This is a genomic window from Marinobacter sp. (assembly GCF_048259445.1).
GTDB lineage: Bacteria > Pseudomonadota > Gammaproteobacteria > Pseudomonadales > Oleiphilaceae > Marinobacter.
In genome coordinates, this window is record NZ_JBLXHQ010000009.1 from 75,892 (window position 1) to 91,046 (window position 15,155).

Annotated in this window: 14 protein-coding genes; 4 read left to right on the plus strand and 10 right to left on the minus strand. The window is 54.8% G+C overall.

The window, feature by feature from the left end; translation table 11 throughout:
- Positions 1–18: 18 nt before the first annotated feature.
- On the plus strand, positions 19–3,831 hold the full coding sequence (locus tag ACN0RL_RS08590) for a DUF1631 family protein (RefSeq protein ID WP_417515710.1): 3,813 nt from the start codon (positions 19–21) through the stop codon (positions 3,829–3,831).
- A gap of 41 nt (positions 3,832–3,872) precedes the next feature.
- Positions 3,873–4,739 carry a phosphoribulokinase gene (locus tag ACN0RL_RS08595; protein WP_417515712.1) on the plus strand — a complete coding sequence of 289 codons (867 nt, stop codon included), beginning with the start codon at positions 3,873–3,875 and terminating at the stop codon, positions 4,737–4,739.
- 21 nt (positions 4,740–4,760) lie between these two features.
- On the opposite strand, the gene speD is transcribed toward ACN0RL_RS08595, so the two are convergent.
- Positions 4,761–5,555: an adenosylmethionine decarboxylase gene (speD, locus tag ACN0RL_RS08600; RefSeq protein WP_417515714.1), complete on the minus strand. Its 795-nt coding sequence runs from the start codon at positions 5,553–5,555 to the stop codon at positions 4,761–4,763.
- A 171-nt stretch (positions 5,556–5,726) separates the two neighbouring features.
- A complete protein-coding gene (locus ACN0RL_RS08605) occupies positions 5,727–6,149 on the minus strand; it encodes an OsmC family protein (RefSeq protein ID WP_417515716.1) in 423 nt (140 codons plus the stop codon).
- 268 nt (positions 6,150–6,417) lie between these two features.
- Here ACN0RL_RS08605 and crp point away from each other — a divergent pair, with 268 nt between their 5' ends.
- Positions 6,418–7,059 (plus strand): cAMP-activated global transcriptional regulator CRP, encoded by a 642-nt coding sequence (gene crp / locus ACN0RL_RS08610; protein WP_096783948.1) that lies wholly within the window; start codon positions 6,418–6,420, stop codon positions 7,057–7,059.
- 33 nt (positions 7,060–7,092) lie between these two features.
- On the opposite strand, the gene modC is transcribed toward crp, so the two are convergent.
- From modC to ACN0RL_RS08635, 5 genes are all read right to left on the minus strand, one after another.
- Entirely contained in the window at positions 7,093–8,172 is a 1,080-nt protein-coding gene (modC, locus tag ACN0RL_RS08615) for a molybdenum ABC transporter ATP-binding protein (protein WP_417515719.1), read from the minus strand.
- Positions 8,172–8,849: a molybdate ABC transporter permease subunit gene (modB, locus tag ACN0RL_RS08620; RefSeq protein ID WP_417515721.1), complete on the minus strand. Its 678-nt coding sequence runs from the start codon at positions 8,847–8,849 to the stop codon at positions 8,172–8,174. Before modB ends, modC begins: the two co-directional genes overlap by 1 nt.
- Positions 8,850–8,869: 20 nt before the next feature.
- Positions 8,870–9,649, minus strand: a complete 780-nt coding sequence (gene modA / locus ACN0RL_RS08625) for a molybdate ABC transporter substrate-binding protein (RefSeq protein ID WP_417515723.1) — start codon at positions 9,647–9,649, stop codon at positions 8,870–8,872.
- A 95-nt stretch (positions 9,650–9,744) separates the two neighbouring features.
- Positions 9,745–10,107 carry a winged helix-turn-helix domain-containing protein gene (locus tag ACN0RL_RS08630; RefSeq protein ID WP_417515725.1) on the minus strand — a complete coding sequence of 121 codons (363 nt, stop codon included), beginning with the start codon at positions 10,105–10,107 and terminating at the stop codon, positions 9,745–9,747.
- 74 nt (positions 10,108–10,181) lie between these two features.
- A complete protein-coding gene (locus tag ACN0RL_RS08635) occupies positions 10,182–10,922 on the minus strand; it encodes a glutathione S-transferase family protein (protein WP_417515727.1) in 741 nt (246 codons plus the stop codon).
- A 175-nt stretch (positions 10,923–11,097) separates the two neighbouring features.
- Between ACN0RL_RS08635 and ACN0RL_RS08640 the strand changes: the two genes are divergently transcribed.
- A complete protein-coding gene (locus tag ACN0RL_RS08640; protein WP_417515729.1) occupies positions 11,098–12,075 on the plus strand; it encodes an META domain-containing protein in 978 nt (325 codons plus the stop codon).
- Here the strand turns inward: ACN0RL_RS08640 and ACN0RL_RS08645 are convergent.
- From ACN0RL_RS08645 to ACN0RL_RS08655, 3 genes are all read right to left on the minus strand, one after another.
- Positions 12,045–12,881, minus strand: coding sequence for a substrate-binding periplasmic protein (locus ACN0RL_RS08645; protein WP_417515731.1), 837 nt, complete (start codon positions 12,879–12,881; stop codon positions 12,045–12,047). The two genes, ACN0RL_RS08640 and ACN0RL_RS08645, sit on opposite strands and share 31 nt — an antisense overlap.
- A gap of 109 nt (positions 12,882–12,990) precedes the next feature.
- Entirely contained in the window at positions 12,991–14,049 is a 1,059-nt protein-coding gene (locus ACN0RL_RS08650; RefSeq protein ID WP_417515733.1) for a betaine/proline/choline family ABC transporter ATP-binding protein, read from the minus strand.
- Between the two features lie 9 nt (positions 14,050–14,058).
- Complete coding sequence (locus ACN0RL_RS08655; protein ID WP_417515735.1) at positions 14,059–15,093, minus strand: ABC transporter permease; 1,035 nt, start codon at positions 15,091–15,093, stop codon at positions 14,059–14,061.
- Positions 15,094–15,155: the final 62 nt, after the last annotated feature.

The window sequence follows — 15,155 nt, forward strand, 5'->3', positions numbered from 1 at the left end:
CGCGATATCAGGTAGTTCATGGATCCGAGAGAAAGACGCAGCAGCCCCCGCAAACCCATCAAACTTGCTGCCCAGATTGATCTGGGCATGGGCGAGTCCTGGCCATGTCAGATTGCGGATTTTTGCCCCGAAGGCCTGTTTGTTCGCTATTCCGGAGAAACATCCCGCAAGCTCGATCGGGTTTTTGCTTCCTCCCCGCCATCAGAGCTGATTGTGCGCTTCCGTGATGTGGATGGAAAACGCCGGCATGAACTTCACGTCAGTGTTGTGCGGCGTATTGATGGTGCCATGGGTGTTAATTTTACGCGCACGAACCCGGATGCGGTTGCGGCGATGCTGAAACAGTGCGGGGGCTCCCATGATCAGGAGCGTGCTTCTCTGCGCGCTCCGAGTGAACGTGTGCAGTTTGTTCTGCATCAGTCTGCGCGTGCGGTTATTCAGCATATAGAACCACTCATGGATACCTGCTTCGTGCAAATGGCCGCTGCCCTGAAAGACGCAGCACACAAAGCCAAAAATGATCAGCAAGCTAACGAGATGATGGATTTTTCGGGTCAGGTTCAGGCCCGGCAGAGAGTGATATGGCATCAGATAGCCCGCACCCTCGAATCTCCTTTGAAGCCGGCACCCAAAGGGTTTCCTGGTTCCGAGCTTTCTATGGTGGACAAGGGTGAGTTTGAAGACTGGCTGACAATCCGGGTTATGGTTACAAAAGCCGACACCCAGTATCGTAAAGATCTGCTGCAGCTCAAGCTTCGTCTGGACAAGCTCGGTATTGCCAATGCAACCGGGCACCATAACCCGCTTGGCCCGTCACTGGTGTGCGAATCGTTTCATTCAGGGCTGAGCCAGCTCAAAGCCTCCCGAGAGGTTGAAAAAATCTGTCTGAAGGCATTTGAACAGACGGTGCTGTTTCACCTGGGACCCTTGTATAAAGAGCTGAACAATATCCTGATTCGCCATGGAGTTCTGCCAGAGCTGGATCTCAGCAAATACTTGAGTGAGCAGACCGTCGGCAGCTCCCAGAGCAAACCGGCACCAGACAAGAGCCAGCCTGCGCGGAACCAGGATGAGCCAGGGCCGAATACGTCGCAGCCAGACACTTCGCCAGCCCAACCGACGCATCCCCAGAATAACCCTGCAGCATCTGCGGCTGAGCAATCAACAAACCGTGATGCCGGTTCCGGCAAGACGCGTCTTGGTAGCGAGTTCCGTGGTTATGCGCAGGCTGCGCAAACCGCTTTTGCCACTGTAAGAAATCTGCTTGGAACCCTTGCTGCCAGCCGCGCGACCCGTGGCGAGACCGAGCCGGCGCCTTTCCCGGTCAACGCCCAGCCAATGACTTCGGGCGAGTTGCAGCGTGAGCTTCAGCAGCTTCAGGCTGAGCCGGTCGACACTGCCAGCAACGTTATTCCGCTGCGAGAACGAGTGGTCGAGAAAGTTCTCGAGAGTGGTGCTAAAAAGCTGGACGATGAACAGCAAGGTACGCTGGATGTTGTCGACCGCTTTTTTAACTCGGTTACCGAGAGCCCGAAGCTGAGCGAGTACGCCCAGGAGCGAATGCGCCAGCTTGAAGTGCCGGTTCTGAAAGTTGTAATGCGCGATCCCGCATTTTTCGATGATAAGAACAGTCCGGTCCGAGGGGTGATGAACCGGCTGGCTCAGCTTGGTGTCAAGGGTGGCAGGCTCAACCCGGTTATCCAGCGCCGGGTTGATGAGCTTATCCAGCGTATTACCACGGAGTTTGAACAGGACACCGGGGTGTTTGAGCAGACGGTTCATGAGCTTGACGGACTGATTGATCGCCAGAATCTGGTTTATCGCCGCAATGTAGAGCGGGTAACCGCCGCAGCGGAGGGCGCTCAAAAAGTCGCCGAGTCCAAGACCGCAGTAACAGATGTGCTGAACCGGAAGCTGGCGGGGTGCAAAGTACCGAAAGCTGTGCTCAGCCTGCTTGATGGTGGTTGGCGGGATTTGTTGTCGCTGACATGGATCCGTCAGGGTCCGGACAGCCAGACCTGGCAGGACTATCTCTCTGTGGTTGATTCATTGCTCGCATTTGCTGATGACAGCGAAAGCGCCGTGAACCTGCCTGAGTTGCTTCGGGTTATCCAGGATGGCCTGTCGTCCATTTCCAGCAACCACATGCCGTCTTCCCAGATTCGTGATGAGCTGAAACAATTTCTGGTGCGCAGCCCTGATAAACCACCTGAAATGGTGGAGGTGGCGCCGGTACAGACGGAAAAAGATATCAAGCAATCGCTGTCGGAGCGTGAACAGCGTAGCCTCCAGCGCTGGATCAACCGGGCCCAGAAGCTTCGGACAGGAGACTGGCTGCGAGATCAGGAAAAACCCGACGAGCCACAGTACATCCGGTTGGTATGGGTAGCTCGCGGATTCAGCCGGTTTGTTTTCGTGAATCATCAGGGTATGCGGGTTGTGGAGCTTGAGCTGGAAGCTCTGGCGCGCCACATGCGCAAAGGCATAATCGTGCCCGATGGCCAGTACGAGCGGCCTCTGGTGGATGAAAGCATCGATCGTATGGTTCGGAAGGTCTATGACCAGTTGTCCTGGGCGTCTACCCACGACGAGTTGACCGGACTGCTCGGGCGCCGGGAGTTTGAGCGCATGCTCGATCAGCAACTGGCCCGGCGTGAAGACGAGCGCTCCCTGTTGCGGTTGGATCTTCGGAAGTTCCGTCTGCTAAACGACACGGCCGGTTATCAGGCGGGTGACGACACCCTGAAAAGTGTCGCAGATCTGTTACGCAAACATGTGGGCGATGGCATGCCACTGGCACGGCTTGCGGGAAATGAGTTTGGCATGTTGGTGCCGTCTGAGAACGCTGACGATGCGGCCCGCAATCTGATTGCTGTCGTCGAAGCCGCTGAATTTGTTTACGGCGGCCGTGATTACAGATTATCTGCCAGCATCGGAGTTGTGCCAGAGCTGCCTGGCCTGGTTAGTGCTGAGCGCTGGCTGAGGGCGTCTGAGGAGGCTTTGGGTGTTGCCAGGCAGAAAGGGCATGGCAAAGTGGCAGAGTATTCTCTGGGTGCGGATGATCAGGCCCGTCAGGAACAGATTGCCGCGAAGGTTGCCAGCCTTGGTGATCTGGACGAAGAGCGCATGTTGCTGCGCTGCCAGAAGATTATTCCGCTGCACAGCCGAACAAATATGGCGGCCCAGTATGAAGTGCTGATCAGTATGTACGATGATGCCGGGGTGCTGATTACCGGCCGTGACTTTGTGCGAATGGCCGAGCGGTATGATCGTATGCAGGCTGTTGATCGCTGGGTGGTCGGGCACATGTTGGACTGGTTACGGGTGCAGACACCGGACCCCCGTCATTTCGGCGGAGTGTGTATTAATCTTTCTGGCTACTCGTTGAATGACCAGTCTTTGCTCGAATACATTTATGAAAAGCTGAGTGAAAAGGATGCGCCCATTGAGCGACTCTGGTTTGAAATAACCGAAGCGTCCGCGATCAATGATGTGGAGGCGGTAGCAGATTTTATTATCGAGATGAAAGAGCTTGGGTGCAGATTCTGCCTCGGAAATTTCGGCAGTGGTCCCAGTTCGTTCGAGTTCATGCGCGCGCTACCGGTCGACTTGATCAAGATTGACAGTGCGTTTACAGGCCAGCTTAATACGAGTGAAACCGATCGCGCGATGGTGCAGTCCATGGTAGATATGGCGCATTACATGGATCGCGAGGTGGTCGCTGCGCAGGTAGAATCCCGCGACGTGCTCGACACACTGAGGCAGCTTGGTGTGGATTATGCTCAGGGGTTTGTGATCGAGAAGCCCCGCTCGCTCGACAGCCTGACCTGACTCTTATCTGACTCCCTTCCAACCCTCGGCGCGCCTCAGTTATGTCAAAACGTCACCCTATTATTGCGGTTACCGGCTCGTCCGGTGCGGGTACAAGTACCACCGGCCATATATTCCGGCGCATGTTTGCCAGTGAGGGCCTGGAGGCTGCCATGGTCAGCGGTGACAGTTTCCACCGCTACAACCGGGAGCAGATGGCTCGATTGGCGGCCAAGGGACAGTTCGGTGAGCGGAACCACTTTGCGCTTGCCGCCAACCATATAGACAAGCTCGAAGCTCTTTTTTACGACTATGGCCACTCAGGTAATGGCCGGTATAGACAGTATGTTCATGATGAAGATCGTGGCCTGCAGGCTGAGGGACATAAGCCAGGCACATTTACGGCCTGGGGGTCGCTGGAACCGGATACTGACCTGCTGTTCTATGAAGGTTTGCACGGAGCAGTTGTAAGTGAGGCGTTCAATATTGCCCAGTATGTGGACTTGCTGATTGGCGTGGTGCCTATCGTGAATCTGGAGTGGATCCAGAAAATACACCGGGATACCCATCAGCGGGGTTACAGCCAGGAAGCTGTAGTCGCAACCATCATCAACCGAATGGATGATTACGTTCACGATATAGTGCCGCAGTTTTCACACACCCATATCAACTTCCAGCGCATTCCTCTGGTGGACACGTCCAACCCGTTTGTTGTCCGGGACGTGCCTAGTGAAGATGAGAGCATGTTGGTGATCCGGTTCCGCGATGCCTCCGACGTGGATTTTCCCTACCTGTTGCAGGCAATACAGAACAGCACGCTTTCCCGCCACGACACTCTGGTTATTCCGGGCACAAAAATGGCGCTGGCCATGGATCTGATCGTGAGACCCATGGTGCAACGCCTGATTGCCCAGAAACCGTTTGCCTGACTCCGCACTTTCCTCGGGTTGTTATTCCACGTTGCGAGAGTAGAAGATTTCCAGCTTTTCGCGTCGCAGCCGATCTTCTATAGATTGAGCTATCTTCGGGTCAAGCTCGTCTGCGTTCACACCGAATACATGGTTATCCAGGTTGAACTCTTTCAGCATCATTTTGGTGTGAAAGAGATTTTCCTGATAAACGTTCACGTCGATCATCTGATAGGCATTCTGCGTATCTTCGGTCAGGTAGTTCTGGATCGAATTGATATCGTGATCAATATAATGCTTGGTACCGTCTACATCCCGGGTAAAACCGCGTACCCGGTAGTCAACGGTGACCACATCAGAATCGAAACTGTGGATCAGATAGTTCAGAACTTTCAGCGGCGAGATCAAACCGCAAGTGGAGACATCGATATCCGCCCGGAAGGTGCTGATGCCCTCGTGCGGATGACTCTCCGGATAGGTGTGCACCGTAACGTGGCTCTTGTCCAGGTGCGCCACAATGGTATCGGGTAGCGGGCCGGGGGATTCTTCGTTGTCTGGTTCTTCGCCGCTGGTCAGTTCGTGCTCGGCGATGAGCATAGTGACTGATGCGCCGTGTGGCTCGTAATCCTGGCGCGCAATGTTTAGAACGTTAGCGCCGACAATCTTGACCACGTCAGTCAGGATCTGCGTAAGGCGCTCTGCGTTATACATCTCGTCAATGTAATCGATGTAGGCTTCGCGTTGCTCTTCGGTCTGCGCGTAACAGATGTCGTAGATGTTGAAGCTCAGAGATTTGGTCAGGTTGTTGAAACCGTGCAACTGGAGTTTTGGTTCCATGCTCAGCCCCTCCGCATTATGGAGATGAATGACGGCAGAGCGGCGGTTGCACGCCCTGCATAGGCCGCCACCGACTACTGACCAGGTTGTTCACCTTTTTGCGCAGACCGGCGGAGAAAGGGCGGTATTATGCACGGCCCACCGGGCATTGAATAGTGTTGTGACCAGAGCTTATTCCGTGTCGCAGATTTCATGGCTGTGGCTGATTTCCACGCCTGCCTGTTCGAGCATGATTGAGGCGGAGCAGTACTTTTCAGCTGACAGGCTAACGGCACGTTTTACCTGACTTTCCTTGAGGTTGCGCCCGGTCACAATGAAATGAAGATGGATTTTTGTGAATATCGACGGGACGGCATCTGCCCGTTCGGCTTCCAGTTCGGCGTGGCAGGCAGTGACATCCTGGCGGCTTTTTTTCAGGATGCTCATCACGTCAAATGACGAGCAGCCGCCCAGGCCCATCAGAAGCAATTCCATGGGGCGGGGCCCGAGGTTTTCGCCGCCGTGATCTGGCGGGCCGTCCAGTTGTACGGAGTGGCCGGTGCCGCTGGTAGCGCGAAAACTGGCATTGCCTGTCCAGTCGATGGTTGCTTTCATGAAGGTGTTCTCCTGTAAGGCAGGGGCGGACATCGGCCTGCCCGGAAATAAACTGTTGGAGTCGGATGCTAGCACAACCGGGGCCTGCTGACAGACGGTAACAGCCGTATCCAGATACATCTTGTATACTGTTTCCAGTTGCCCGAAGCAGACCTTCTTGTTATAAGTTGCTCTGTTTTGCAGCGAAAATAAATGAACCCGCAGGGAAAGCCGGGTGAATAAAAAAACATTGGAACCCGTCAGTATTTGAGGAGGCACGACTCGCACCATGGCCACTATCGTCAAGCCGGTTGAGCAGAAAACCAAGCATCTCGATTATTTTCTTTCGCAATGTCATCGCCGCCGGTACCCGGCCAAGAGCACCATTATTTATGCTGGCGATAAAAGCGATTCCCTTTTCTATATCGTCAAGGGCTCAGTTACGGTCATTATTGAAGACGATGATGGTCGCGAGATGATCATGGCCTACCTCAATGCCGGAGACTTTTTTGGCGAGATGGGCCTGTTTGACAACATGGATTCCCGCAGTGCCTGGGTAAAAGCAAAAACTGAGTGTGAGGTAGCTGAGATCAGCTATCCCAAATTCCGCGAAATTGCCCAGCAGGATCTTGGCGTTCTCTACTTTATTGGCGAGCAGATGGCCTCGCGGCTGCGCCAGACTACCCGCAAAGTTGGCGATCTGGCATTCCTGGATGTAACGGGTCGGGTAGCCCGCACCTTGCTGGATTTGTGCAAAGAGCCGGATGCCATGACACATCCCGACGGCATGCAGATCAAAATCACCCGTCAGGAAATCGGCCGCATTGTTGGCTGCTCCCGAGAAATGGTAGGTCGGGTTTTAAAAACCCTGGAAGATCAGGGGCTTGTAAGAGTTAAAGGCAAAACTATGGTGGTGTTCGGTACCCGCTGAGTCATTGCGGGGTTTCTGGTCCGGAAACCCCCATCAATCAACGATCGCCACAGACTTCACTTGCATCCACACCTGTTGCCCGGGCTTTATAGCAAGGGTATGAACAGCTCGTGTCGTAAGGCGCGAGAGAAACGGTGTTTGACCTGCCAGCAGGCGCACCATGGAGGTCCCCGGGCTGACATCCGAGGCTATTTCGTCGACGGTTGCGGGGAGCAGGTTCTGAATGCTTTGATCGGTCTGCTCGCTCAAGGCCAGGCTGATATCTCTGGCAAGCACTTGCAGACGGATTTTCTGCCCGATTGGCAAGCCTCCATCCGCCCTTAGCCAAAGATTGCCTCCGGCAAAATCAGCACGGCACAAATGCCACTGAGCATCACGCTCCGAGATAGTCGCATCGAGAATCACGCCTGCATCCTCCTCAAGACCGAAAGGTTGGTCCGTGCGCGCCATTATCTGTTGCAGCGGGCCTTCAGCAACTACCTGCCCTCCATCCATCATCACAATGTGATCTGCCAGCCTTGCAACCTCCGCCGTCGAGTGGGAAACGTAGAGCATCGGGATTGCCAGCTTGTCCCTCAGAGCTTCCAGATAGGGCATGATCTCCTGTTTGCTGTTCTGGTCGAGAGCAGACAAGGGCTCATCCAGTAACAGGAGCCGGGGGCTGGTCAGTAACGCCCGGGCGATAGCAACACGCTGACGCTCCCCGCCAGAGAGTTTTTCCGGCATGCGACCAAGCAGGTGAGTCAGCCCCAGCCATGCAACAGCCTGATCAAATGTTATCTGGCGCTCGCTTTGAGGGATGCGTTTGTACCCGTACATCAGGTTTCGTTTTACCGAGAGATGGGGGAACAGACTGGTTTCCTGAAACACATAGGCCAGTGGGCGCTGGTGAACAGGGCGGCTGCCGTACTCGGTTTGCCACTCGTCTCCGTTAACACACATGATGCCGTCCGCCGCTTGCAGGCCTGCCATACAGCGCAGCAGCGTTGTTTTCCCGCAGCCGGAGTGCCCGAACAGAGCGGTCAGGCCGCTACCCGGGAGATTCAGATCGACGCTCAGTTCAAACGCGCCGAACTTACAGTTGAAGCGTGCCTGTATTCCTTGTGCTGCCATCACTTCACCAGCCCGGACTGCAGCCGGCCATTGAGTGAATACAGAGTTACGAGCACCATAAAGGAGAAGACAACCATGCCCGCTGCCAGCCAATGGGCCTGGGTGTACTCCAGGGATTCTACATGGTCGTAAATGGCCACCGAGAGCACCTTGGTTTCACCGGGTATGTTGCCGCCGATCATAAGTACAACGCCAAATTCGCCGATGGTATGGGCGAAGGTGAGTACGCTGGCGGTCAGAAATCCTGGTCTTGCCAGGGGGATCACAATAGAAAAAAAGCGATCCCGAGGCGAAGCCCGAAGCGTGGATGCTACTTCAAGCAGTTGCTGATTAATGGAGGCGAAAGCATTTTGCAGGGGCTGAACGGTAAATGGCAGGGAATAGATAACCGAGGCTATAACCAGACCCTCGAAGGTAAACGGCAATAAGCCAAGCCCCAACTGCTCGGTAATCTGGCCAACCATGCCTTTAGGGCCCATGAGCACCAGCAGGTAGAACCCCAGAACTGTAGGCGGCAATACCAGGGGCAGAGCAACAATCGCTGCAATGGGTTGTCTTATCCAGTGCGTGCTGCGGGCCAGCCACCAGGCGACGGGTGTTCCCACAACCAGAAGTATGGCGGTGGTAAAACCTGCAAGCTTCAAGGTGAGCCACACTGGCTCCCAGTATATGTCCATGGTGTTGGCCGGGTTACATTTTAATGGTCGGTTTCATAACCAAAGCTTTCAATGATACCTCGGGCTTTGTCGCCGCGCAGGAACTCAAGCCACTGGTGTGCAGCATCGTTTTTTTCGCTGCGAGTCAGAAGAATAGCCTGTTGATTGATGGGGGAGTAGTCGGCTTGTGGAATCATCCAGAGCGAACCGCCTTTGTCATCCCAAGAGCGCACCTGTGAGAGAGCAACAAAGCCGGACTGGGCATTGGTGGTGGCGACAAACTGGAAGGTCTGGGCAATAGAGTCGCCGCGAACCAGGCGATCCTGCAAGGCGTCCCAAAGGCCCAGTTTGGTGAGAACTTCCTGGGCCGCGAAACCGTAGGGCGCTGTTTTCGGGTTTGCAATCGCCAGGCGGGCAAATTCGCCGGACTCAAGCCAGGCCTCGGGATCGTCAAATGTACCGGGTACCGGGCTCCAGAGCACCAGTTTGCCGCGGGCATAGGTAAATCGCGTGCCTGAAACACCCTGTTGATTTTTCTCCAGCAGTTCCGGACGAAGGCTGTCTGCGGCAAGAAACACATCAAATGGCGCGCCGTTATCAATTTGAGCGTAAAGCTTGCCGGTGGAGCCGTAGCTTGCAACGGCCTCCAACCCGGTAGCCTCACCAAAGGCATCAATGAGCTCGCGAGTTGTGTCCGTGAAGTTGGCGGCTGCAGCGATGCGTACATCAGCGGCATAGGCTGAGCTGACTGAAGCCAGAGGCAGAATGATTGTGAGCCACAAGGCGGTCAGTTGACGATAGAGCTTTATCTTTATGAGCATGGATCACTTACCTTGTATCCGGTCGTATATAACGATGAGAATGGTATAGTCGCCTGTGACGGGATACAAGGGAATTATTGTCTTTTCCTTGAGGTTTAAAGCGTGCTTTCGTCGCTCAGCATGGCTGCCAGCTCGGTGAGTTCTGGGCGCTCTGCAACGGCTTTTTCATACTGCCGGTATAGCTTGAGTACTTTTTGTCCTTCTTCAGAAAGCTCAGCGCCTCCTCCCTGGCTGCCTCCTGTGGCGGTAAACACCAGCGGACTCTTGAAGCAGGTGTTCATAGTGTCTACCAGCAACCATGCTCGCCGATAACTCATTTTCAAGGCTCTTGCTGCAGCAGAGATTGAACGGTGGTGCTGGATCAGTTCGAGCAGCTGAGCCTTGCCGGGTCCAAGGGCTATGGTGTCGCCGGCTTTGAGTCTGAGCCTGGGAGCCAGGCGGGAATTGGATTCAGTCATGGCATGAACGTCCGGGGTTCAATGAAGTGGATACTCTGGTTGGGCAGGTCAAGGTGCTGAGGGTGGCTGCAGGGTTAGCGATACCCGTTATAAACTCGTTCAAGAACCTGTAGCTGCGGTTGCCACTGGGTGAGCCAGGCCTGCACCTGCTTCGGAATTCTTGCTGGCTTTGGCCAGGGTACCGGATAGGCCGCAGGTTGAAACAGAGGCGCGAACAGTGCTGCGGCTGTCAGATCTGCGCGGGAGAAGGACTCACCAGCGAGGAACGGCTGCCGGCTATAGGTTTCCGCCAGTTCGGTGAGCAGGTTCTCCATGACTTCCCGGGACTGCTCAGCGGTCCTCTCGTTTATCTTCATCCATTTTCGCATCACTTCGTTTACCCGGCTGAAGGCGAGGCTGAGCAGAATGCGATTGTAGAAGGGTGTGCCTGCCGCCAGCATTGGCACCACTATTTTCGGGCGCTGCAGGAAATGGTGGTAGGAGTAACAGCGCACAGCGGGGCCGGCTTCTTCATCCAGGCGCTTTTCCCACGCCAGCGCCAGGGCTTTGGCAGGCTCATCCATAGGAGTGAGCGGCTTGTCAGGGAAAGTTTTGTCAAGATAGTCGAGTATGTGGGAAGAGCCCTGAATAACCTCACCATCATGCACCAGCACAGGTACTGAAGCGCCCGCGCCTTTGGTGAGCTTTTGCATGGTTTTTATGTGCTGCCCCGGCAGCAGGTTCGTGGTTTCATAACTGAGATTCTTGTAATCCAGCGCCCAGCGAATTTTCTCGCAATAGTGGGATATGGCGAACTGATAAAGCCTGAGAGCCATGCGTTGTCTCCTGAGTATCGGCCCTCAGCATAACCCTCAGGAAGAGGGATAAAAAGCAGTATGGCGGCATGCGTTGCGTGATTTTAATGGTTGCGGAGCTTCTGCGATTGGTTTTGAACAATACTTGCCTTTAAGATGCCCGTATTCGTTCACGTTACAATTCCGGGGTGTGTTCATGGACTTGAAAAAGATCTTGGTGACGTCTGTTGTTGCAGCCAGCGGGCTTTTTCTCTCTGCCTGCGCTACCGGGCCAGATGCTCCGGAGAGTTCATTCAGCTATCAGTGTGGCCAGTTGAACGTAACCGCTACCAACGTCGGAAACGGAGACCAGCTTGCCGTTGATTACCAGGGCCAGCGCCTTCTGCTGAACCAGGAAGTGAGCGCTTCCGGAGCTCGTTATGTAGCGCCGGACGATGATGAAACCTACTTCTGGAGCAAAGGCGAGAGAGCGTTGTTCAGCGTAAAAGGACAGATGTACCCGGAGTGCCTGCAGGCCGGCGCCCTGGAAATGCCGTTTGAGGCCACTGGCAACGAGCCTTTCTGGCATGTCAGCGTGGCGCATCAGGTGTTGGTACTGAACCGTCCTTCTGATACCGGAGAGCCCGAGGAAGTTGCGCTGGAAACAACCGTCGCTAACCAGCATGGACGAGAGTTCCGTGGTGAGCTGGATGGGCAGGAATTGACGCTCAAGGTGGCCCGTCAGTTGTGTGAGGACAACATGTCTGGCGCCCAATTTCCGGCGCAGGTTCGTCTGGAGTTGAACGGTGAAGTTTTCCAGGGCTGTGGCGGTGATCCTCAGCGTTTGTTCCGAGGTGCAGAATGGGTTGTTGAGGATCTCGCAGGCGCCGGCATTATTGATAGTTCGCGGATGACCGTTGAGTTTCTGGATGACAATCGTCTCGCGGGGAGGGCGTCTTGCAACCGCTACGGCGGCCAGTACGAGCTCACTGCCGAAGGGGTTAGCTTCGACAATCTGTTTGCTACCAGAATGGCCTGCGCACCGGCACTGATGAATCAGGAAAATCGCTTTCTGGAGCTCATGGCAAAGGTTAAGCGTGCGGCGATCGGTCGTAACGGGCAACTTATTCTGACAACATCCGCAGGCGAAGAGATCACCGCGTTTCAGTCAACGGAAAATAAAAGCAGGCCGTAGCCGGCCAGGATTTCACTGAGCCGCCCCGATTGCCGAAGCTCCCGGGTGCCATCTGACAGCACTCTGGCGAAGGTTTCGGCTTTCGGGTTGGCCGGCGAAAACGCAATGTAGAAAGGCGCCCGGTAGATTTCGCCAGCACTTCGGATTCGTGTATTGTCCCGACCCTTCAGCGCCCAGCTCATAACTGACTCATCTTCTACAAAAACGTCTGTCCGGTGCTGCTCGAGCAGGCGGATGGCGCGGTCAAGGGGCGCAGGCCCTGACAGTATCCACACCAGGCTTGGGTCGTCCGGCGTACTTGCAATGTAGTTGTCCAGCTCAGGCGAGTAGAAGTATCCATTAATCGCAAGCAGGGTCTGCTCTTTTAGTGAGGCTATGCCTCGATATTCCCACTGGTTTTCAGCATTTGTATAAAGGTGTGTTCGTGAAATTCCGCTGGCTTCCTGTGGAAAAACAAAGTCCGGAGCGTCACCCCTGAATGCGCCTGCGACCGCATCGATTCGCCCCTGCCTTGCCAGCTGAAGGGCTCTTGCCCAGCTAACATTGATGTATTCAACTTCATATCCGGCGCCAGCGAAAATTTCTCTTGCCGCATCTATGGCATAACCCTCGCGGTCGGATCCGGCCAGGCAGTTGTGTGGGCACCAGGGATCGGCAGCAATAACAATGGTGAACTCACTCCGGCTCTCGGGTCGGGTTTTATCCGCAGGGTAAACAACCTGCGCAGGGCTGTCAGCCGGCTGTTCTTCTGGCGGCGAGCAACCGGTAAGGCTGATGAGCAATGCAATCAGTAAAGCTCTGGGCATGGTTGAAGCCGCATGAATGAAACTGCGTTGGTGATGCCAAAGTACTGCGAAGGCGAATGTTTACCGAAATAATAGCTCACGCCCCGGGCTTTGTATTGACTGCGGCTAATCAATTTTTGCTGGCAGCACTCGTGGTTGAAGAATCGGATGGAACCAGTGCGCGAGCAAGGTCTTTCATGCTGAGGCTGCCTACCGCCTCTCCGTTGCGGACCACTCTGAATACGAGATCTGTATCACCACCGGAGCGGGAAAGCACTGTCTCAAGATTGTCTCTCTCGGAAATATCACCTGCATATTCCACATCGCTATCGACAGTTCGATTCATGATAGATCGCACTCTGAGTACCCGGGCGCGATTGATGTCGTTTATAAAGGCAACAATGTACGGATCGTTGGGGTTGAGCAAAATGTCCTGAGGGTCACCTTGCTGAACCACTTCGCCATCCTTGAGGATGACCAGATGGTCCGAAAGCTTCAGCGCTTCGTCGAGATCGTGTGTGATGAACACAATGGTTTTCTGAAGCTCGCCCTGTAGCTCCAGTAGCAGGTCTTGCATGTCGGATCGGATCAGTGGGTCCAGTGCCGAGAAGGCCTCGTCCATCAGCATGACCGGGGAGTTGGAAACAAGAGCACGGGCGATGCCAACGCGTTGCTGCATGCCACCGGATAACTGGTGGGGGTATTGGCTTTCGTTACCCTCAAGCCCCACTCTGGCCAGCCACTTTACAGCTTCGCTCTCAAAGTCTGCGACGCTGGAACCGCGAATATTGAGTGCCATTCCTGCGTTTTCAAGCACCGTTTTATGGGGCAGGAGTGCGAATTTCTGGAACACCATGGACATCTGTTCCCGCCGCAGCTTGCGCAGTTGTTCCTCGTTCAGGTCCAGAACGTTTTCGCCGTCGAGCCGCACTTCTCCGGCGGTGGGTTCAATCAGCCGGTTCAGGTGGCGGATCAACGTTGACTTGCCGGAGCCCGAAAGCCCCATGATGACTGTGATCTTGCCGTCAAGGATGTCCACGTTAATATCCCTGAGCCCCAGGACATGATTTTGCTGATCCAGCAGGTCGGCCTTGTTCATGCCCCGCTTTACGTACTCAAGTGCTACGTCCGGTGTCGGGCCAAAAATCTTGTACAGGTTCTTGATGGAAATCTTTATCTCGTTAGCCACGTGCGTTCCTCACTGATTTTGGCTGGCGTTTATGCGTGCCAGAGAAGCTTTGGTCACACGGTCAAGAATGACGGCCAGAATCACAATGCCAAGGCCGGAAACCAGGCCAACACCGAGCTCAAGGTTCCGGATACCGCGAAGTACAAGAACACCGAGGCCTGGAGCGGAAACCAGTGATGCGATAACAACCATGGCGAGACTCATCATGATGGTCTGGTTCACGCCCGCCATGATGTTGGGAAGCGCCAGGGGTATCTGGACCTTGTACAGCTTTTGCCGGGGCGTCATGCCAAAGGCGTCTGCCGCTTCAATCACGTCCTTGTCCACGAGCCGTATGCCAAGATTGGTCAGCCGCACCACAGGTACGATGGCGTAGAGAATGATGGCAATACCGTAAAGTTTGGATTCGGTAACACTGAACAGGAAGATCAGCGGGATCAGGTAAACGAACGGCGGCAACGTCTGGAGCATGTCGAGCACCGGGATGGTCAGCCTTTGCATGGTGTCGCTTCGCGACATGGCGATGCCGATGGGCACTCCGAGCAGTACGCAGAGGAAGGCGCATACAAATATGATAGCAAGGGTCTGCATGGCGTATTCGTAGTAATCGATAAATGCCAGCAGACAGATGCTGAGGCCAACAAAAAGCACCAGCTTCCAGGATTTCGTGACGAGGAATACGATGGCCAGCATGATCGGTATTATGATCCACCAGGGCGTGGTGAGCATGCCGTAAAGCGCACTATCAAGGGCCCAGCTCAATGGCTGGGTCAGCGGGTCAAGTACGAGGCTAAGATTGTCCTTTATGGCAAGAAACCCCTGCTCCAGGCCTTTCGTGAGTTCTCTCGATTGTGGAAACGCCGCGCAAGAGTCGTTCAGAGCGTCCATGGACGGGAATGGAAAGTCCCACAGGGATTCAGGCTCTGCATTGTCGCCTTTGGCTTTGGCGAGCAGGTCGGCCATCGACATCGGACCGTCTTCTTTACCTTCCGCACACCATTCTTTTAACCCAAGTGCCGAAAACAGGGAGTCGTAGGTTGCCATTTTCGTTTTAGCCTCTTCTGCGCATGGTATGCCATACGCCACAGAATTCGATTACTGTCGTG

Coding starts and splice junctions, on each gene's coding strand:
- ACN0RL_RS08605 (WP_417515716.1), bottom strand. CDS start 6,149: ATGAAAGCAACCATCGACTGGACAGGCAATGCCAGTTTTCGCGCTACC.
- ACN0RL_RS08630 (WP_417515725.1), bottom strand. CDS start 10,107: ATGACTGAATCCAATTCCCGCCTGGCTCCCAGGCTCAGACTCAAAGCC.
- ACN0RL_RS08590 (WP_417515710.1), top strand. CDS start 19: ATGGATCCGAGAGAAAGACGCAGCAGCCCCCGCAAACCCATCAAACTT.
- crp (WP_096783948.1), top strand. CDS start 6,418: ATGGCCACTATCGTCAAGCCGGTTGAGCAGAAAACCAAGCATCTCGAT.
- ACN0RL_RS08640 (WP_417515729.1), top strand. CDS start 11,098: ATGGACTTGAAAAAGATCTTGGTGACGTCTGTTGTTGCAGCCAGCGGG.
- ACN0RL_RS08595 (WP_417515712.1), top strand. CDS start 3,873: ATGTCAAAACGTCACCCTATTATTGCGGTTACCGGCTCGTCCGGTGCG.
- modC (WP_417515719.1), bottom strand. CDS start 8,172: ATGGCAGCACAAGGAATACAGGCACGCTTCAACTGTAAGTTCGGCGCG.
- ACN0RL_RS08635 (WP_417515727.1), bottom strand. CDS start 10,922: ATGGCTCTCAGGCTTTATCAGTTCGCCATATCCCACTATTGCGAGAAA.
- speD (WP_417515714.1), bottom strand. CDS start 5,555: ATGGAACCAAAACTCCAGTTGCACGGTTTCAACAACCTGACCAAATCT.
- modB (WP_417515721.1), bottom strand. CDS start 8,849: ATGGACATATACTGGGAGCCAGTGTGGCTCACCTTGAAGCTTGCAGGT.
- ACN0RL_RS08655 (WP_417515735.1), bottom strand. CDS start 15,093: ATGGCAACCTACGACTCCCTGTTTTCGGCACTTGGGTTAAAAGAATGG.
- modA (WP_417515723.1), bottom strand. CDS start 9,649: ATGCTCATAAAGATAAAGCTCTATCGTCAACTGACCGCCTTGTGGCTC.
- ACN0RL_RS08645 (WP_417515731.1), bottom strand. CDS start 12,881: ATGCCCAGAGCTTTACTGATTGCATTGCTCATCAGCCTTACCGGTTGC.